17 protein-coding genes are annotated in these 18,122 nt (G+C 73.6%); 5 read left to right on the forward strand and 12 right to left on the reverse strand.

Annotated elements, in window-relative coordinates:
* Positions 1–41: 41 nt before the first annotated feature.
* On the reverse strand, positions 42–1,241 hold the full coding sequence (locus ACN267_RS16650) for a S1 family peptidase (protein ID WP_421489082.1): 1,200 nt from the start codon (positions 1,239–1,241) through the stop codon (positions 42–44).
* 183 nt (positions 1,242–1,424) lie between these two features.
* On the opposite strand from ACN267_RS16650, the gene ACN267_RS16655 reads away from it, so the two are divergent.
* Both ACN267_RS16655 and ACN267_RS16660 read left to right on the forward strand, forming a co-directional pair.
* A complete protein-coding gene (locus tag ACN267_RS16655) occupies positions 1,425–2,303 on the forward strand; it encodes a helix-turn-helix domain-containing protein (RefSeq protein ID WP_421489083.1) in 879 nt (292 codons plus the stop codon).
* A 204-nt stretch (positions 2,304–2,507) separates the two neighbouring features.
* A complete protein-coding gene (locus tag ACN267_RS16660) occupies positions 2,508–3,497 on the forward strand; it encodes an SMP-30/gluconolactonase/LRE family protein (RefSeq protein ID WP_421489084.1) in 990 nt (329 codons plus the stop codon).
* Positions 3,498–3,570: 73 nt separating this feature from the next.
* Here the strand turns inward: ACN267_RS16660 and ACN267_RS16665 are convergent, their stop codons facing one another.
* From ACN267_RS16665 to ACN267_RS16685, 5 genes are all read right to left on the reverse strand, one after another.
* Positions 3,571–5,259: a ribonuclease J gene (locus tag ACN267_RS16665; protein ID WP_357685152.1), complete on the reverse strand. Its 1,689-nt coding sequence runs from the start codon at positions 5,257–5,259 to the stop codon at positions 3,571–3,573.
* 52 nt (positions 5,260–5,311) lie between these two features.
* Positions 5,312–6,238 carry a 4-hydroxy-tetrahydrodipicolinate synthase gene (gene dapA, locus ACN267_RS16670; RefSeq protein WP_204956944.1) on the reverse strand — a complete coding sequence of 309 codons (927 nt, stop codon included), beginning with the start codon at positions 6,236–6,238 and terminating at the stop codon, positions 5,312–5,314.
* A gap of 46 nt (positions 6,239–6,284) precedes the next feature.
* Positions 6,285–7,028, reverse strand: coding sequence for an FAD-dependent thymidylate synthase (thyX, locus tag ACN267_RS16675; protein WP_204957321.1), 744 nt, complete (start codon positions 7,026–7,028; stop codon positions 6,285–6,287).
* Positions 7,029–7,176: 148 nt separating this feature from the next.
* On the reverse strand, positions 7,177–7,869 hold the full coding sequence (locus ACN267_RS16680; RefSeq protein WP_421489085.1) for a DUF2752 domain-containing protein: 693 nt from the start codon (positions 7,867–7,869) through the stop codon (positions 7,177–7,179).
* 4 nt (positions 7,870–7,873) lie between these two features.
* Positions 7,874–9,103 carry a winged helix-turn-helix domain-containing protein gene (locus ACN267_RS16685; RefSeq protein ID WP_421489086.1) on the reverse strand — a complete coding sequence of 410 codons (1,230 nt, stop codon included), beginning with the start codon at positions 9,101–9,103 and terminating at the stop codon, positions 7,874–7,876.
* A 77-nt stretch (positions 9,104–9,180) separates the two neighbouring features.
* Here ACN267_RS16685 and ACN267_RS16690 point away from each other — a divergent pair, with 77 nt between their 5' ends.
* Entirely contained in the window at positions 9,181–9,732 is a 552-nt protein-coding gene (locus tag ACN267_RS16690; protein ID WP_204956942.1) for a GNAT family N-acetyltransferase, read from the forward strand.
* On the opposite strand, the gene ACN267_RS16695 is transcribed toward ACN267_RS16690, so the two are convergent.
* Positions 9,631–10,968 (reverse strand): glycosyltransferase 87 family protein, encoded by a 1,338-nt coding sequence (locus ACN267_RS16695; RefSeq protein ID WP_421489087.1) that lies wholly within the window; start codon positions 10,966–10,968, stop codon positions 9,631–9,633. The two genes, ACN267_RS16690 and ACN267_RS16695, sit on opposite strands and share 102 nt — an antisense overlap.
* A gap of 36 nt (positions 10,969–11,004) precedes the next feature.
* On the opposite strand from ACN267_RS16695, the gene ACN267_RS16700 reads away from it, so the two are divergent.
* Together ACN267_RS16700 and ACN267_RS16705 are read left to right on the forward strand one after the other, a co-directional pair.
* Positions 11,005–11,589 carry a GNAT family N-acetyltransferase gene (locus ACN267_RS16700; protein ID WP_421489088.1) on the forward strand — a complete coding sequence of 195 codons (585 nt, stop codon included), beginning with the start codon at positions 11,005–11,007 and terminating at the stop codon, positions 11,587–11,589.
* A gap of 73 nt (positions 11,590–11,662) precedes the next feature.
* Positions 11,663–12,043, forward strand: coding sequence for a VOC family protein (locus ACN267_RS16705; protein ID WP_421489089.1), 381 nt, complete (start codon positions 11,663–11,665; stop codon positions 12,041–12,043).
* A gap of 13 nt (positions 12,044–12,056) precedes the next feature.
* Here the strand turns inward: ACN267_RS16705 and ACN267_RS16710 are convergent, their stop codons facing one another.
* The 5 genes from ACN267_RS16710 to rpsO form a co-directional block, all read right to left on the reverse strand.
* Positions 12,057–12,527 (reverse strand): GNAT family N-acetyltransferase, encoded by a 471-nt coding sequence (locus ACN267_RS16710; RefSeq protein ID WP_421489090.1) that lies wholly within the window; start codon positions 12,525–12,527, stop codon positions 12,057–12,059.
* A gap of 117 nt (positions 12,528–12,644) precedes the next feature.
* Positions 12,645–13,412, reverse strand: coding sequence for a 4-hydroxy-tetrahydrodipicolinate reductase (gene dapB / locus ACN267_RS16715; protein WP_204956938.1), 768 nt, complete (start codon positions 13,410–13,412; stop codon positions 12,645–12,647).
* A 169-nt stretch (positions 13,413–13,581) separates the two neighbouring features.
* On the reverse strand, positions 13,582–14,952 hold the full coding sequence (locus tag ACN267_RS16720; RefSeq protein ID WP_204957319.1) for a M16 family metallopeptidase: 1,371 nt from the start codon (positions 14,950–14,952) through the stop codon (positions 13,582–13,584).
* A 119-nt stretch (positions 14,953–15,071) separates the two neighbouring features.
* Positions 15,072–17,447, reverse strand: a complete 2,376-nt coding sequence (locus ACN267_RS16725; RefSeq protein WP_204956937.1) for a polyribonucleotide nucleotidyltransferase — start codon at positions 17,445–17,447, stop codon at positions 15,072–15,074.
* Positions 17,448–17,669: 222 nt separating this feature from the next.
* Entirely contained in the window at positions 17,670–17,939 is a 270-nt protein-coding gene (gene rpsO / locus ACN267_RS16730) for a 30S ribosomal protein S15 (RefSeq protein ID WP_067302624.1), read from the reverse strand.
* Between the last annotated feature and the right edge of the window lie 183 nt (positions 17,940–18,122).

Raw genomic sequence — 18,122 nt, forward strand, 5'->3', positions numbered from 1 at the left:
GCGGTGGAGGTCGGGGGCCGCGGTACCGGGGCGCGGGGCGGTTACCTGCCGCGTCGCGTCGCCTGCTGGCCGCCGTTCGCGGTGACCAGGGTCAGGTTGTTGCGCTGGAGGATCTCGTTGACCGGCTGGAAGAACGTGACGCCGCCGACGGTGCAGTCACCGGAGCCGCCGGAGGTGACGCCCTGCGCCTGGTCACCGGCGATCCACGAGCCACCGGAGTCGCCCGGTTCGGCGCAGACGTCGGTCCGGGTCAGGCCGGTCACCGTCCCCTCCGGATAGTTGACGGTGGCGTTGCGGGCCTGGACGACGCCGCACCGGGCGCCGGTGGTGGAGCCGGAACGGCAGATCGACGCGCCGGGCGGCACCTCGACGGAGCCGTTGACCGGCACCGTACCGCCGTTGAAGTCGCTGACCACCCCCTGCGGGGTCCACTGGCCGTTGGTGCGCACGAACGCCCAGTCGTCACGCGGGAACGACGACGCCGCGAACACCCCCTGCCGGGCCTGATTGAACCCGGTGGTGCGGTCGCCGACCCGGCCACAGTGTCCGGCGGTGACGAACCCGCCCACCACGGAGAAGCCGATCGAACAGCGCCCGACGTCGTTGATGAAGAACGGGTCACCGCCGACCAGGTCGAACAGCGGTCGCGGCTGCTCCCGGGAGGTGGTGACCCGCACCGCGTCCGCCGGGGCCCCGCTGCCCGCCGCCCACCGGCGGGCCCGCGCCTCGGCACCCGGCTGGGCGAGCACCACCACGGAGTTGCTGGCGACGTCGACGTACCAGCCGGTGATGGCCGCGGACGCCTGCCCGCCCACCGCGTCGAGCCGGGTCTTCGCCGCGTCCAGCTCGCTGACGGCCCGGTCGACCGGCTTCGGCACCGCACCGGCGGCCCGGACCCGGTCGGCCTGGGTGGGGTCGGCGACCGCCACGTTGAGGGTGGACCCGTCGCCGCTGAGCCAGGCCCCGCCGTAGTCGCTGCCGAGGGCCGCCCGCAGCCCGGCCAACCGGGCCGTCGCCTGCTGCTCCGCGGTCAACCGCCGGACCGCCTGGTCCCGGCTGATCCGCAGGTCACGGCTGAGCGCGTCCACCACCTCGGGGGCCGGCCCACCGGCCGCGCGGGCGTCGGTGCCCCCGGCGCGGGGCGCGCCCTGGTCACCGGCGAACGACGGCAGGGTCACCGCCGCCGTCAGTCCCGCTGCCGCCAGCACGACGCCGATCGCTGTCATCCGTCTGCGGTCCATCCGCCATGCTCCTTTCGGCCGACGCGGGGTACGCCCACCGGACGGAGGTACGCAGCCGGCCCGCGAACGGATGAGCCGATCCACAGTTATCGACGTACGGTGACCGTCGGGTCACGCATTCCCGCGCTGCCTGTCCCCCGCAGGGTGTGGTTGGCCGGGTGGCCGCTGCCGATACTGGGAGCCATGCAGGCGCGACGACAACTCGGCGAGTTCCTCCGCTCCCGACGCTCCCGGCTCAGCCCCCAGGAGGCCGGGGTGCCCACCTACGGCGGCCGACGGCGGGTGCCGGGGCTGCGCCGGGAGGAACTGGCCCTGCTCGCCGGGGTGAGCGCCTCCTACTACGCGCGGCTGGAGCAGGGGCAGGCCACGAACGCCTCACCCGAGGTGCTGGACGCGCTCAGCCGGGCGCTGCGGCTCGACGCCGCGGAACGCCGCCACCTGTCCGGGCTGGCCGCCGCCCCCCGTCGCCCGGCCGTCCGCCGGCCCCCGCCGGAACGGGTCGACGCCGCGGTGCACGACCTGGTCGCCGCGTTGGGGGACGTGCCCGTGCTGGTGCTCGGCCGGCGGCTCGACGTGCTGGCCTGGAACACCGCCGGGCACGCCCTGTTCGCCGGGCACCTGGAACCCGACATGGTGAACCGGCCGGACCGGCGACCCAACATGGCCCGGCTGGTCTTCCTGGACGCGCACACCCGTGACCTGTACGTCGACTGGCCGGCCAAGGCGCGGGCCGTGGTGGCGACCCTGCGGATGGCCTCCGGGCAGCACCCGACGGATCCGCTGCTGGCCGCGCTGGTGGGCGAACTGGCGGTGGGCAGCGCCGAGTTCGCCGCCCGGTGGGCCGACCACCGGGTCAAGGCCGGCGGCACCGCCACGTACGCGATGCGGCACCCGCTGGTCGGCACGCTGACCGTCACCCAGCAGAACCTGCGCACCGAGGACGACCAGACGGTCGTCGTCGCCACCACCGCACCGGGTTCCCCGTCGCAGGCGGCGATGACCCTGCTGGTGCACACCACGGTCACCGGCCGCGCCACCGCCCGGCAGCCGCTGCCCGGCTGACCCTCCACTCCCGATCCCGGCGGCGTCGACAGGGTGTGCCGCCGTCCCACCCGGCCGCGCCGGGCCCGCCACCGGACCGTGTGGTCCGGCGGGGGTCGGCGCTGCCCGACACCACGCGACGACGGCGCTCCGCACGGGGCGTCCGGCCGTCCGTGCCCGAAACCGGACCCACTCCCGGGTCCGCACACCCACGAAGGACGAACCATGCGCAGAAGAATCCGTACCCTCGCGGTGGCCGTCGCGGCAGTCGGCGTCCTGGCCGCACCGGCGACGCAGATGACACCGGCAGTCGCCGGCCCGTCGGGAACCGTCCCGGCCGCCACCGGCCCGTCGACCCTGCCGGCCCGGATCGCGGTCCACTTCGACCCGACGACGGGACAGCTGCCGGAGAACATCGTGTGGGCCCCGGACGGCACCGCCTACCTCACCTTCGCGGCGGCCCGGCAGGTCGTCGCCGTCGACCCGGCGGGCCGGACCCGGGTGCTGGCCACCCTGCCCGCCCCCGCCGACGGCGGCGTGCACACCCCGGTGCTCGGCTTCGCCCTGACCACCGGGATCGTCCGGACCGGCGACGGCACCCTGTACTTCCTGTACGCCAGCGGCGACGCCGCCAGCACCGGCCTCTACCGGTTGACGCCCGGTCAGCCGCCCCGACGGATCGCCGCGTTGCCCGCCACCGGGCTGCCCAACGGGCTGGCGCTCGACCCGACGGGCCGGACGTTCTACCTGACCGACTCGGTGCTCGGCACCATCTCCACGGTGCCGTTGGCCGGCGGCCCGGCCCGGATCTGGTCGTCGGCGTCCGCCCTCGCCGCGACGGGCTTCCTCGGCGTCAACGGGGTCAAGGTGCGCGGCGGCGCGGTCTGGGTGACCAACCTGGACCAGGGCACCCTGCTGCGGATTCCGCTGCGGCAGGGCCGCCCGGGAGCCGTCGAGGTCAGGGCGACCGGACTGGTCGGCATCGACGACTTCGCGTTCACCGCCGACGGCCGGGTCGTCGCCGCCCTCAACGGGCCCAACACGGTGGTCGGCATCGACCACGACGGGCGGACCCGGACCCTGTTGACCGGTGCCGACGGGCTCCAGAACCCCACCTCGGTGGCCGTACGCGGGCGCACGGTCCTGGTGGCCAGCGCCGCCTACGTCACGGCGACCGACCCCAACCTGATCGTGGCCACCCTGCGCCACGGCTGAACCGACCGGACAACGGGCCGGCCACCGTCGTGACGACGGTGGCCGGCCCGCAGCGTCCGGGTGGGGAAGCCGCTCAGACCTCGACGACGGTCGGGACGATCATCGGGCGGCGGCGGTACGCGTCGTTGACCCAGCGCCCCACGGTGCGCCTGACGATCTGCTGGAGCTGGTGCGGGTCGGTGACGCCGTCCGCGGCGGCCCGGTTCAGCGCCTCGGTGACCAGCGGGATCACCGGATTGAACGCGGCCGGGTCCTCGGAGAAGCCCTTCGCCGACAGGGTCGGGCCGGCGACCACCTTGCCGGTGACCGAGTCGACGACGACGGTGGTGGCGATGAAACCGCCGTCACCGAGGATCCGCCGCTCGGTGAGCAGCGACTCGCTGACGTCGCCCACGGCCAGGCCGTCGACGTAGACGTACCGGCTCTTCACGTGCCCGACCACGCTGGCCCGGCCCTCGACCAGGTCGACGACGTCGCCGTCCTCGCAGATCACCACCCGGTCCGGGGCGACCCCGGACTCGATGCCGAGGCGGGCGTGCGCCCGCAGGTGCCGCCACTCGCCGTGTACCGGCATCAGGTTGCTCGGGCGCACCACGTTGAGCAGGTAGAGCAGTTCACCGGCGGGGGCGTGCCCGGAGACGTGCACCTTGGCGACGTCCTTGTGCACCACCACCGCGCCGGCCCGGGCCAGCCGGTTGATCACCCGGTAGACCGAGGTCTCGTTGCCGGGGACCAGCGACGAGGCGAGCACGACCGTGTCGCCGGGGGCGATGGTGATGTGCCGGTGGTCGCCGCTGGCCATCCGGCCCAGGGCGCTCATCGGCTCGCCCTGCGACCCGGTGGACATCAGCACGATCTGGTCGGGCGGCAGCGTGGTGGCCTCCTCGATCCCGATCACCAGACCGGCCGGGATGTTGAGCAGGCCCAGATCGCGGGCGATGCCCATGTTGCGGACCATCGACCGGCCGATCAGCGCCACCTTGCGGCCGTGCTCCAGCGCCGAGTCGAAGACCTGCTGCACCCGGTGCACGTGCGAGGCGAACGAGGCGACGATGATCCGCCCCTTCGCCTTCGCGAAGATCGAGTCGAGCACCGGCCCGATCTCCCGCTCCGGGGTGACGAAACCGGGGATCTCGGCGTTGGTGGAGTCCGACAGGAGCAGGTCGACACCCTCCGCGCCGAGCCGGGCGAAGCCGGCCAGGTCGGTGATCCGGCCGTCCAGCGGCAGTTGGTCCATCTTGAAGTCACCGGTGTGCAGCACCAGGCCGGCGGGGGTACGCACGGCCACCGCCAGGGCGTCCGGGATCGAGTGGTTGACCGCGAAGAACTCGCACTCGAACGGCCCCAGCCGCTCCCGGCCGCCCTCGCGGACGGTCAGCGTGTAGGGCTGGATCCGCCGCTCGGCCAGCTTCGCCTCGACCAGGGCGAGGGTGAACTGGGAGCCGACCAGGGGGATGTCCGGCTTGTGGGCGAGCAGGTACGGCACCGCGCCGATGTGGTCCTCGTGACCGTGGGTCAGCACGATCGCCTGCACGTCGGCCAGCCGGTCCAGGATCGGCCCGAAGTCGGGCAGGATCAGATCCACCCCGGGCTGCTCGACGTCGGGGAAGAGCACCCCGCAGTCGACGATCAGCAGCTTGCCGTCGTACTCGAAGACTGTCATGTTCCGGCCGATGGCACCGAGTCCGCCGAGCGGGATGATCCGCAGCCCGCCCTCGGGCAGCGGCGGGGGCAGTTCACCCTCGAATTGCGCCTCGGTCACGCGTCCACCTCATTCTGCGACGCCGTAACCCGGCGTCCGTCGTGTCGTTCGATCATTCGGGCAGGTCCAGGCCCGCCGCCGCGCAGTCCGCGCGCAGCAGGGCCAGTTCGTCGTCGGTGGCGTCCACCAGCGGCGGACGCACCGGACCGGCGGGCAGGCCCAGCACGTTCAGGCCCGCCTTCACCAGGATGGTGCCCGGGCTGCGGAAGATCCCGGTGAACAGCGGCAGCAGCCGCCGGTGCAGGGCCAGCGCCGTGCCGGTGTCACCCGCGTCGTACGCCTCGATCATCTGCTTGGCGAGCGCGCCGGTGAAGTGGGTCGACGTGCCGACCAGCCCGACCCCGCCGACCGCCAGGGTGGGCAGGGTGAGCGAGTCCTCGCCGCTGTAGAAGGCGAGGTCGGTACGGCTGGTCACCCAGCCGGTGGCGGTCAGGTCGCCCTTGGCGTCCTTGACCGCGACGATCCGCTCGTGTGCGGCGAGCCGCACCAGCGTCTCGGTCTCGATCGGCACCCCGGCGCGGTGCGGGATGTCGTACATCATGATCGGCAGGCCGGTGCCGTCGGCGACGGCGGTGAAGTGCGCCACCAGCCCCCGCTGCGGCGGCCTGCTGTAGTAGGGGGTCACCACCAGCAGGCCGTGCGCGCCGGCCTTCTCGGCCGCGGCGGCCAGCTCGATGGTGTGCCGGGTGTCGTTGGTGCCGACACCGGCCACGATCTGCGCCCGGTCACCGATCGCCTCGACCACCGCCCGGATCAGCGTCTCCTTCTCCGCGTCCGAGGTGGTGGGCGACTCGCCGGTGGTGCCGTTGAGCACCAGCGCGTCGTTGCCCTGCTCGTCGACCAGGTGGGTCGCCAGCCGGACGGCGCCGTCGAGATCAAGGGAGCCGTCGGCGGTGAACGGGGTCGCCATCGCGGTGAGCAGTCGCCCGAACGGGCGCGACACGCCCCGGTCGGGGGCGGCAGGGTGGTCGTGCGTCATGCTCACAACCTAGCGGACGAGCACCGGACAGCCGGTGGGGAAGGGCTCAGGACAGCTGTGCGTGCGGGCTGGTCGCCACCTCGGTGCCGTCGGGCAGCGTCGAGACGACGAAGTCGGCGAAGACGTTCGGGGCCACCCGCTGGAGCTGCCGCAGACACTCCACGGCCAGCTCACGGATCTCCACGTCGGCGTGCTCGGTGGCCCGCATCCCGATGAAGTGCCGCCAGGCGCGGTAGTTGCCGGTGACCACGATCCGGGTCTCGGTGGCGTTGGGCAGCACCGCCCGCGCCGCCTGCCGGGCCTGCTTGCGGCGCAGCGTCGGGTTGGGCTCGTCGGCGAACCGCTGCTCCAACCCCTCCAACAGCTCGGTGTACGCCCGCACGCTCGCCTCGGCGGCCTCGACGAACCGCTTGTGCAGCTCCGGGTCGTCGGCGATCACCGCCGGCTCGACCATCGCCGCGTCCCGCTCCGGGACGTAGCGCTGGGAGAGCTGGGAGTAGGAGAAGTGCCGGTGCCGGATCAGCTCGTGGGTGAACGAGCGGGACACCCCGGTGAAGTAGAACGTCACGCTGCCGTGTTCCAGCACCGACAGGTGCCCGACCTCCAGGATGTGCGCCAGGTAGCCGGCGTTGGTGGCGGTCGCCGGGTTCGGCTTCTTCCAGCTCTGGTAGCAGGCCCGGCCGGCGAACTCGGCGAGCGCCTGGCCGCCCTCGGCGTCGGTCGACCACGGCACGTCGTCGGGGGCCTGGAACTGGGTCCACGCGATCAGCTGCACCTGGGGCTGCACCATCTCCGGCATTCCTGCGACTGTAGTGGCCCGGTGGGCTGCGGGGAAACTCGGGCCACCGCGCTGACCAGCGAGATCATGGACAGTTCCGCCCCGGGCCGGCGGCGGGTGGCCAACGTCTCCCACCCGATTCCGGCCGGGCCGCAGCCGGTCAGACGTAGAGCGCGGTGAACGGCGCCCAGGGCAGGTTGCGCAGCACCGAGAACGCCATCCAGACCGCGAGGAACCCGCCGATCACCGGGGAGCTGAGCCGCAGCTCGGGCAGCCGCCACCCGAACGCCTGCCGGCCCGCCCAGGCGACGAAGAGGTACGCCAGGAAGGGCACCGCGAAGACGAACACGGCGTGGTGGCGGGCGGCGGCCGGCAGGTCGGCGTGCAGCAGGTACCACAGCGCGCGGGTGCCCCCGCAGCCCGGACAGTCCAGCCCGGTGGTCAGCTTGAGCAGGCAGCTCGGCGCGGCGTCCGGGTCGCTGGTGGTCGGGTCACTGACCAGCGCGTAGCCCATGCCCGCGGCGACGCAGCCGAGCGCGGCCAGCGGCGCCGCCCAGCGCGGCGAACGGGCGTGCAGCCGGAGCACGAACCGGGTCAGCCGGTCCGGCTCGGGTGGCTGCCACACCACCGGCGGCCCCGCCGACCAGGACCCGGGCGGCAGCCCGTCGACGCCCGCGCCCGGGTGGAGGTACGGGTCGGTCGGCGTGCCGACGGGGTACGGACCGGTCGGCGTGCCGACGGGGGGCGGGTCGCTCAGCGTGTGGGTGGTGCCGGCCGGTGCGGCACCGGTCGACGTCGGATCGGTGCCCTGCCCCGACCGGGTCGGCCCGGTCGGCCCGTCAACGCTCGTCACGGCCTCACGGTACACCGGTGAGGCTGCGCAACGCGGCGGTCAGCGGGGCGGCCAGGTCACCGGCCGCCGGTGGGGCGACCGCGTCCAGGCCGAGCCAGCCGGCGAGCCGGTGCAGTTCGGCGGCGAGCGCGACGGCGGTCTCCCCCGGGTCGACGCCGGGCTCCTGCCAGGCCGCCGGCACCAGCAGCACCCCGGCCCTGCGGTCGGCCTTGAGGTCGACCCGGGCGGTGAACCGCTCCCCCTGCAGGAACGGCAGCACGTAGTAGCCGTGCACCCGTTGCGCGGCCGGCACGTAGATCTCGATCCGGTAGCCGAAGCCGAACAGCCGCTCGGTGCGGGCCCGCTCCCAGACCAGCGGGTCGAACGGGCTGACCAGGGTGTTGCCCCGCACCCACCGGGGCAGCCGGGCGTCGACGTGCCGCCAGGCCGGCTGCCGCCACCCCTGCACCGTCACCGGCACCAGCTCACCGGCCTCGACCAGGTCGGCGACCGCCTGCCGGGCACCGGCCAGCGGGAGCCGGAAATAATCCCGCAGCTCCGGCTCGGCGGCCACCCCCAGCGACCGGGCGGCCACCGCGACCAGGGTGCGGTACGCCTGCGCGTCGGTCGGCGTGGGGGCGTCGAGCGCGGCCGCCGGCAGCACCCGTTCGGGCAGGTCGTAGCGGCGGGCGAAGGAGGGCGTCCGGTCGGCGGCCGTGACCTCGCCGGCCCAGAACAGGAACTCCAGTGCCCGCTTCACCGCTGACCAGTTCCAGCCCCAGTTGCCGGTCTCCCGGGGCGCGTCGTGTTCGATCTCGGCGGCGGTCAGCGGCCCGGCGGCGGCCACCTCGTCGCGCACCCAGGCGACCAGTTCGGGCTGCTCGGCGGCAATCCGGCGCATCCCGCCCCAGGCGTCGTCGCGGGCCTTGGCCATCCGCCAGCGCAGCGCGGCGTGCAGCCCCACCGGCACCAGGGACGCCTCGTGCCCCCAGTATTCGAACAGCTCACGCGGGCGGCGGTAGGCGGCGGTGTCGAGCAGGCCGGTCGGGTAGGGGCCGAGCCGGCTGTAGAGCGGCAGGTAGTGCGCGCGTTGCAGCACGTTCACCGAATCCATCTGGATCAGCCCGACCCGGTCGAGCACCCGGCGCAGGTGGCGGCGGGTGGGCGTGCCGGCGGGCGGCGGGTCGGCGAAGCCCTGGGCGGCGAGCGTCATCCGCCGGGCCTGGGCGAGCGAGAGCGATTCCGGTGCGGCCATCGCGACGACCCTAGACCAGTGGTACGACACCGGAGCGGACACTGGACCGACCGCCCGTCGGGGCATAGAACGGACGCATGCTCACCATCCGCCGCGAGGAGCCCGACGACGCCGAGGCGATCGCCCGGGTGCACATCCACGGCTGGCAGGCCGGGTACGCCGGCATCATGCCGGCCGAGGTGCTGGCCCGACTCAACCCGGTGGCCTGGGCGCAACGCCGACGGGACGTGGGCACGGCCGACCCGGAGCACCCGTTCACCACCCTGCTCGCCGAGATCGACGGGCTGCCTGCCGGGTTCACCACCTTCGGGCCGTACCGCAACAACCAGGACCGGGGCGATCTCGACCCGGCGTACGGCGAGGTGCTGGCGATGTACGTCGAGCCGGCCCACTGGGGCGACGGCACCGCGCAGGCCCTGTTCGCCGCCGCCCGCGACGGGCTGGCGGCACGCGGCTGGCGGGAGTACCGGCTCTGGGTGCTCGCCGACAACGCCCGCGCCCGCCGGTTCTACGAGCGGGCCGGGCTGTCAGTCGACGGTGAGCGGTCCCGTTACCAGGTGCCGCTGGCCGGTGGCGGCCCCCCGGTCCACCTCGACGAACTGCGCTACACCGGCCGGTTGCCCGGCTGAGCCGGCCGGCCGCCGCCCGACGGCGGGGTCGACCGGTCCGACCGGGTCGCCGGGCCCGCCACCGACCGGTGCCGCCCAGGTGCGGATCGGCAGCAGCACCAGCAGGGCCAGGCTGATCCAGACGTAGGTGTTGCTGCCCAGGAAGCCGCCGACCCCGGTGAAGTCCTTCTCCCACGCCCAGACGATCCGGCTGCACAGCAGCACGTAGGAGACCACCGCGAGGGCCAGCAGCGCCCGCCGCCGCAGGCTGCCGGCGGGCGCGGCGACCGCGTTGTCGACCAGCAGGATCAGCGCCGGGATCAACCAGACCAGGTGGTGTACCCAGGTGACCGGGCTGACCAGGCACATCAGCGCGCCGGTCAGGGCCAGTCCGGTGGCCTCGTCGCCGACGGCCACGGCGGCCCGGCAGCGCCAGCCCCAGACCGCCAGGGTGACCAGCACCAGCGCCAGCCAGGCCAGGGTGCTCGGATGTTCCGGGTTCAGCCGGGCCACCACCCCGCGCAGCGACTGGTTGGACACGAACGCCAACTCGCCCACCCGGTCGGTGTTCCACAGCGCCGACGTCCAGAACTCCCGGGCGGCGTCGGGAAAGAGGGCCGCGGCGAGCAGGGTGGCCGCCGCGGCGGCGGCGACGGTGGTGCCGGCGGCCCGGAACCGCCTGGTGACCAGCAGGTAGACGATGAACACGCCAGGGGTCAGCTTGATCGCGGTGGCCAGCCCGATGCCCACCCCGGCCCATCTGTTACCGGCCGGCAGCAGCCGCAGCAGGTCCACCGCCACCAGGAAGAGCAGCAGCATGTTGACCTGGCCGAAGTTGACCGTCTCCCGCATCGGCTCGAACGCGGCGGCCAGGCAGAGCGCCACCGCCAGGACGAACCACCGCGTCCAGCCGGCCCGCCGGGCGACCGGGTCGAGCAGCCACCAGACCAGCACCGCGCTGACCACCACCGTGGCGGCCACGCTGACGGTGATCGCGACCGGCCACGGCAGGTACGCCATCGGCAGCATCACCAGGGCGGCGAACGGCGGGTAGGTGAAGCCGTACTGGGTGCCGGGCTTGAGGTAGTCGTAGATCTCGCCGTGGTCGTGCACCCAGAAGGTCAGCGCGCCGTAGTAGACCTTCAGGTCGAAGAAGCCGTGCCGGACGGCCGCCACGGACAGGAAGGCGGCCACCGCGACGGCGAGCACCACCACCGCGACGACCTGCCCGGTCGTGCGCCTGGCCCCCTGCGCCACCGTCGTCTCCCTCGCTGTGGCCTAGGCTTTCGTGCCATGGCTCTGGGGTACGTCCGCCCGGCGCGTCCCGAGGACGCCGCCGAGATCGCCCGTGTGCAGCTCGCGACCTGGCGGGTCGCGTACCGTCGGCTGCTGCCCCGGCACGTGCTCGACAACCTGGACGAGGCGTGGCTCGCCCGGCGGTGGAGCGCGGCGGTGCAGGAGCCGCCCTCGGCCGCACACCGGGTGCTCGTCGCCGTGGAACAGGCCGAGCAATCCTATCTGGTGGGGTTCGCGGCTTCCGGGCCGGCGGACGCCGAAGCGCTCGCCCCGGGCGAGCCGGCCACCGCGCTGGGGGCCGAGGTGGTCGCGGTGACCGACCTGCTGGTCGAGCCGCGCTGGGGCCGGCGCGGGCACGGCAGCCGGCTGCTCGCCGCCGCCGTGGACGCCTGGCGCGGCGACGGGTTCACCCATGCGGTCGCCTGGGCGTTCGACGGCGACGAGGCGACCCGTAGGTTCCTCACCAGCACCGGCTGGGAGCCGGACGGCGCGGCCCGCGCGCTGGACGTCGACGACATGCTCGTCCCCCAGGTACGGCTGCACGTCGCGGTGCCCACCGAGCCGGACGACGACACGCCCTGATCCGGCCGGTTCTGTCGGCCCGTCCTGGTAGACCGGAGGCGGCGGTACGCCACCGACGGTGAGGGAGACGGGCATGTTCCGGGAGACGAAGGCGTTCAGCGGGTTCTCGGCCGACGACACCGACCGGGCCCGGGAGTTCTACGCCGGCACCCTCAACCTGCGGGTGTCGCAGCTCGGTGGCCCCGGTGGGCTGCTGATGCTGCACCTGGCCGGCGACCGGGACGTGGTGGTCTATCCCAAGGCCGACCACGTGCCGGCGACGTTCACCGTGCTCAACTTCCCGGTGGCCGACGTCGACCGGGCGGTCGACGAGCTGACCGCACGCGGGGTGCGGTTCGCGCGCTACCCGGGGTTGCCGCAGGACGACCGGGGGATCATGCGCGACAACGGGCCGACGATCGCCTGGTTCACCGACCCGGCCGGCAACATCCTGTCGGTGATCGAGCAGGAGTGATCCCACCGCCGGGTCAGCGGCGCAGTTCGGCGACCAGTTCGTCGTCCTCCACCACGCCGGTGGGGACGAAACCCAGCGCGGTGTAGAGCCGGGCGGCGGCCGTGTTGTCCGGGTGGTACGACAACCGGACGGGGTGCCCGCCGTCCGGCCCGGCCAGCCAGTCGGCGAGGGTGCGTACGGCGGCCCGGCCCACCCCCCGGCCCTGCTCGGCGGCGTCGATGAGCATCCCGCCGATCCACCGCGACCCGTCGTCGTCCACGCCCCACATGACGTGGCCCGCCACGGTCTCGTCGGCGTGCACCGCGAGCGACGTCCAGACCTCGGAACGCGCGGTCAGCACCAGGTAGCGGGCCGCCAGCGCCGGTACCCAGTCCCGCTGGTCGTCGCGGGGGGCCAGGTCGGCCACCGCCCGCCAGTTGTCGTCGTCCACCGGACGCAGGGTGACCCGCCGCCCGAGCCGATCGGTATGTCCGGAATCCAGCACCGGGGCAGCCTAGGGGCCGGTCCGGCGCACCGCCAACGAATTCGCCGCCGCCGCATCCGGTGTCGACGCGACACCGACCGCCGGCCCCTCGGCCGGGCGGGGCGAGTCGGGCAGGGCTCAGTCGAGCAGGGCGTCCAGGCCGACGGTCAGGCCCGGCCGCTGCCGGACCGCCCGCACGGCCAGCAGCACCCCGGGCATGAACGACACCCGGTCGTACGAGTCGTGCCGGATGGTCAGCGTCTCGCCGAGGGTGCCGAACAGCACCTCCTGGTGGGCGAGCAGGCCGGTGGCGCGGACCGCGTGCACGCGTACCCCGTCGATGTCGGCGCCCCGCGCGCCGGGCACCTCGTCCTTGGTCGCGTCGGGGGCGGGGCCGAGGCCGGCCTCGGCGCGGGCCTGCGCGACCAGCCGGGCGGTGTGGGTGGCGGTGCCGCTCGGCGCGTCGAGCTTGCGCGGGTGGTGCTGCTCGATGATCTCCACGGACTCGAAGTGCCGGGCCGCGCGGGCGGCGAACTGCATCATCAGCACCGCGCCGATGCCGAAGTTGGGGGCGATCACCACCCCGACGTCGGGCCGGGCGGCGAGCCAGCCGCGCACCTGCTCCAGCCGCTGCCCGGTGAAGCCGGTGGTGCCGACCACCGCGTGCACGCCCTGGTCGATGCACCAGCGCAGATTGTCCATGACCACGTCCGGGGTGGTGAAGTCGACGACCACCTCGGCGGAGGCGGCGGCGGACAGCTCGTCACCCTGGTCGACGGCGGCCACCAGCGCCAGGTCGTCGGCCCCGTCGACCGCCCGGCACACCTCGGCGCCCATCCGGCCCCGGGCCCCCAGCACGCCGACCCGGACCGCCCCGCCCGGAACCTTCTCCTGCTCGTCAGTCACGCGGCACAACCTATCCCAATCGGGACGCGGGCCACCGCCGGACCACCACCGTCCCACCGGCCGGTCCCGGCACGCGCTCCGGACCCGTATCGCGGGTCGCCGCGCACCCCGGACACCGACGGGTCGACCGCCGCCCGGACGGCCCGGCGGAGGGTGGTGGGTGGCGGGCTCAGCCGGCGAAGTCGTGCTCGCCGAACGGGCCGACCACCGCCAGCGACATCGGCCGGCCCAGCAGCTCGGCGGCCAGGGTGTTCACGTCGGCCACGGTCACCGCGTCGACCCGGGCCAGCAACTCGTCCACCGGCATCAGGTCGCCGTAGAGCAGCTCGCCCTTGGCCAGCCGGCTCATCCGGGACCCGGTGTCCTCCAGGCCCAGCACGAACGAGCCCTTGCTCATCCCCTTGCCCCGGGCCACCTCCGCCTCGGTGAGCCCGTCGGCGGCCACCCGGGCCAGTTCGGCGCGGGTCAGCTGGAGCACCTCGTCGACCTTGCCCGGCGCGCAGCCGGCATAGACGGCGAACAGGCCGCTGTCGGCGTACTGGCTGGCGTAGGAGTAGACCGAGTAGGCCAGGCCACGCCGCTCGCGGATCTCCTGGAACAGCCGGCTGGACATGCCGCCGCCGAGGACGTTGTTGAGCACCCCGAGGGCGAACCGCCGCTCGTCGACCCGGTCGATGCCGGGGCAGCCGAGGATGACGTGCGCCTGCTCGGTCTCCTTCGGCTCGACCAGGACGGCGGCCGGCTTCGTGCGTACCGCCGGGGTGTTGCGTCGGGGCGTGCCCGGCGCGGCCGGGTCGGTGTCCAGCGGGGTGCCGCGCAGCGCCTGGCGGACCAGCCGGACCACGGCGGCGTGGTCGAGGTTGCCGGCGGCGGCGATCACGATCTGCGGCGCGGTGTAGCGGCGACGGTAGAAGCTCTGGATCTGCCGGCGGGTCATCGGGGTGACCGTCTCCTCGGTACCGGAGATCAACCGGCCGAGGGGGTGGTCACCGTAGACGGCGCGGGCGAACAGGTCGTGCACCTCGTCGCCGGGCTCGTCGTCGTGCATGGCGATCTCTTCGAGGATGACCCCGCGTTCGGTCTCCACGTCGGCCGGTTCCAGCAGCGAGTCGGCGACCGCGTCGCACATCACGTCGATGGCCAGCGGCAGGTCCTCGTCGAGCACCCGCGCGTAGTAGCAGGTGTATTCCTTGGTGGTGAAGGCGTTGGTCTCGCCACCCACCGCCTCGATCTCGGCGGAGATCTCCAGTGCGGTGCGCTTGTGGGTGCCCTTGAACAGCAGGTGTTCCAGGAAGTGCGCGGCACCGGCCTGCGGGCCCGTCTCGTCCCGCGAGCCGACGGTGACCCAGATGCCGAACGAGACGCTGCGCATCGTCGGGATCGCCTCGGTGAGCACCCGCAGCCCGCTCGGCAGCACGGTCCGCCGCACGGTGCCGCCCAACGGGTCGTCACTGATCGTGCGGGTGACCGCCCGGGACGCCGCACCGGCGCGGCCGGCCTGCCCGGCGGTGGCGTGCCGGACGACGCCGGGCGACGCCACCGGCCGTCGAGCCGGGGGGAACGGCGAACGGCTCACGCAGACCTGCTCTCGGTGCGACGAGGGGTGGAGGGAACACACCGGCCGGGTGACGACGACGTCGTCACCCGGCCGGTCACTGCTCAGCTGTGCCGGGTACGCCGACGCGGACGCTCGCCGCCGTCGCCACCCTCGCCGCCACCCGGGCCACGCTCGCCGCGCTCCGGGGCACGACCGCCCCGGTCGCCACCCCGGTCACCGCGGTCACGCGGGCCCCGGTCACCGCCCCGGCCGGCCGGTCGGTCGCCACCGGCGGCCTCTCCGGCGGCCGGCGCCTCGGCGCCCTCCGGCCGGACCTTGTCCAGGTAGATCTTGCCGCGGGCGTCGATGTCCGCGATCTCCACCTCGACCTTGTCGCCGACGTTGAGGAAGTCCTCGACCCGCTCGACCCGCTTGCCGTCGCCCACCTTGGAGATGTGCAGCAGGCCGTCGCGGCCGGGCAGCAGCGAGATGAACGCGCCGAACGCGGCGGTCTTGACCACCGTGCCGAGGAACCGCTCGCCGGCCTTGGGCAGGGTCGGGTTGGCGATCCCGTTGATCCGGTCCACGGCGGCCTGCGCCGACGGGCCGTTGGTCGCGCCGACGTAGATCGTGCCGTCGTCCTCGATGGAGATCTCGGCACCGGTCTCGTCCTGGATGGCGTTGATGGTCTGCCCCTTCGGGCCGATCACCATGCCGATCTTGTCCACCGGGATCTTGACGGTGGTGACCCGGGGCGCGTAGTCCGACATCTCGGCCGGGGCCTCGATCGCCGCCTGCATCACCCCGAGGATCGTCTGCCGGGCCTCGTTCGCCTGCTGGAGCGCGGCGGCGAGCACGTCCGACGGGATGCCGTTGAGCTTGGTGTCGAGCTGGAGCGCGGTGACGAACTCCGGCGTACCGGCGACCTTGAAGTCCATGTCACCGAACGCGTCCTCGGCACCGAGGATGTCGGTCAGCGTCACGTACTGGGTCTTGCCGTCGACCTCGTCGGAGATCAGGCCCATCGCGATGCCGGCCACCGGCGCCTTGAGCGGCACACCTGCCGACAGCAGCGCCAGCGTCGAGGCGCAGACCGACCCCATCGAGGTCGAGCCGTTGGAGCCGAGCGCCTCGGAGACCTGCCGGATGGCGTACGGGAACTCCTCGCGCGACGGCAGCACCGGCAGCAACGCCCGCTCGGCCAGCGCGCCGTGGCCGATCTCCCGCCGCTTCGGCGAGCCGACCCGGCCGGTCTCCCCGGTCGAGTACGGCGGGAAGTTGTAGTTGTGCATGTAACGCTTGCGGTTCTCCGGGGAGAGGGTATCCACCATCTGCTCCATGCGCAGCATGTTCAGCGTGGTGACGCCCAGGATCTGGGTCTCGCCCCGCTCGAACAGCGCGGAACCGTGCACCCGGGGCAGTACGCCGACCTCGGCGGTCAGCGGCCGGATGTCGCGCGGCCCCCGGCCGTCGATGCGAACCTGCTCGCGCAGCACCCGGTTGCGGACCTCGGACTTGGTCAGCGACCGGAAGGCGGCGGAGAGTTCCTTCTCCCGGCCCTCGAAGCGGGCCGTCAGTTCCTCGGCGACCCTGGCCTTGACCCGGTCCAGGGCCTCCTCGCGGTCGGCCTTGCCGGCGATCTGGAGCGCCTCGGCCACCTCGGCGCGGACCAGCTCGGCCACCGCCTGGTAGACGTCGTCCTGATAGTCGAGGAAGACCGGGAACTCGGTGACCGGCTTCGCGGCCACCTCGGCCAGTTCGCTCTGCGCGCGGCACAGCTCGCGGATGGCCGGCTTGGCGGCCTCCAGGCCGCTGGCGACGATCTCCTCGGTCGGGGCGGTCGCGCCGGCCGCGATCAGGGTCACCGCGTGCGGGGTCGCCTCGGCCTCGACCATCATGATCGCGACGTCGCCGTCGTCGAGGGCCCGGCCGGCCACCACCATGTCGAAGGTGGCCCGCGCCAGCTCCTCCAGGGTCGGGAAGGCCACCCACTGACCGTCGACGTGGGCCACCCGGGTCGCCCCGATCGGGCCGGAGAACGGCAGGCCGGACAGCTTCGTCGACATCGAGGCCGCGTTGATGGCGACCACGTCGTACGGGTGCTGCGGGTCGAGCGCGAGGACGGTCTCGACGACCTGGACCTCGTTGCGCAGGCCCTTGACGAACGACGGGCGCAGCGGCCGGTCGATCAGCCGGCAGGTGAGGATCGCGTCCTCGCTGGGCCGGCCCTCGCGGCGGAAGAACGAGCCGGGGATGCGGCCCGCGGCGTACATCCGCTCCTCGACGTCGACGGTCAGCGGGAAGAAGTCGAACTGCTCCTTCGGGTGCTTGCCGGCGGTGGTGGCGGAGAGGACGACCGTCTCGCCGAGCTGGGCGATGACGGAGCCGGCGGCCTGGCGGGCCAGCCGGCCGGTGGAGAAGGTGATCTCACGGGTGCCGAAGGACCCGTTGTCGATCACGGCGGTGCGGGATTCGGTGCCGAGGTTGGTCTCGGTCATGTGCGGCGGTACTCCTTCGCGTCGTGGGCCCACGACACCGGAGCTGCTCAGACGGCCGGTCTTCGATCGAAGCGCCCGGGTGGCCGGCATGTTGCCGGGATGCCCGGGGGCCACTACCGGAGACCGGTACGCTGACCGGCTCCCTCTCGGGTGGTCGCGCGGCCCTCTTCTTCTGGTGGTGCGCGGAACGGGGGAGCGGCAGGTGGCCGCTCCCCCGTCACGTCATCGGCGCAGGCCGAGCCGCTCGATCAGCGACCGGTAGCGGTTGATGTCCTTCTTCTGGACGTAGTTGAGCAGCCGACGGCGCCGACCGACCAGCAGCAGCAGCCCACGGCGGCTGTGGTGGTCGTGCTTGTGCACCTTCAGGTGCTCGGTCAGCTCCGCGATCCGCTTGGTGAGGACCGCGACCTGGACCTCCGGCGAACCGGTGTCGCCCTCGGCGGTCGCGTACTCCGAGCGGATCTTGGCCTTGGCTTCCTGGTCGAGCGCCATGTTCTCCCTGTTTCGGTGGGTTGACAACTGGTGTCCGTCGTTCGGGTCCGAACGGACCGGGGACGGACGAACCTCGCACCCGCGGCGTCGTGCAGGCACGCGAGGCCCCGCGTCGGTCATCCGACGTCACCGCCACACTACCAGCCCGTCGCGGAACCGCCCGGTCAAGGCCCGCGCGGCGGG

Source organism: Micromonospora sp. WMMD734, assembly GCF_049178975.1.
Classification (GTDB): Bacteria; Actinomycetota; Actinomycetes; order Mycobacteriales; family Micromonosporaceae; genus Micromonospora; species Micromonospora wenchangensis.

Coding starts and splice junctions, on each gene's coding strand:
- ACN267_RS16650 (WP_421489082.1), bottom strand. CDS start 1,241: ATGGACCGCAGACGGATGACAGCGATCGGCGTCGTGCTGGCGGCAGCG.
- ACN267_RS16705 (WP_421489089.1), top strand. CDS start 11,663: ATGTTCCGGGAGACGAAGGCGTTCAGCGGGTTCTCGGCCGACGACACC.
- ACN267_RS16690 (WP_204956942.1), top strand. CDS start 9,181: ATGCTCACCATCCGCCGCGAGGAGCCCGACGACGCCGAGGCGATCGCC.
- ACN267_RS16700 (WP_421489088.1), top strand. CDS start 11,005: ATGGCTCTGGGGTACGTCCGCCCGGCGCGTCCCGAGGACGCCGCCGAG.
- ACN267_RS16685 (WP_421489086.1), bottom strand. CDS start 9,103: ATGGCCGCACCGGAATCGCTCTCGCTCGCCCAGGCCCGGCGGATGACG.
- ACN267_RS16660 (WP_421489084.1), top strand. CDS start 2,508: ATGCGCAGAAGAATCCGTACCCTCGCGGTGGCCGTCGCGGCAGTCGGC.
- thyX (WP_204957321.1), bottom strand. CDS start 7,028: ATGGTGCAGCCCCAGGTGCAGCTGATCGCGTGGACCCAGTTCCAGGCC.
- dapA (WP_204956944.1), bottom strand. CDS start 6,238: ATGACGCACGACCACCCTGCCGCCCCCGACCGGGGCGTGTCGCGCCCG.
- ACN267_RS16655 (WP_421489083.1), top strand. CDS start 1,425: ATGCAGGCGCGACGACAACTCGGCGAGTTCCTCCGCTCCCGACGCTCC.
- rpsO (WP_067302624.1), bottom strand. CDS start 17,939: ATGGCGCTCGACCAGGAAGCCAAGGCCAAGATCCGCTCGGAGTACGCG.
- ACN267_RS16725 (WP_204956937.1), bottom strand. CDS start 17,447: ATGACCGAGACCAACCTCGGCACCGAATCCCGCACCGCCGTGATCGAC.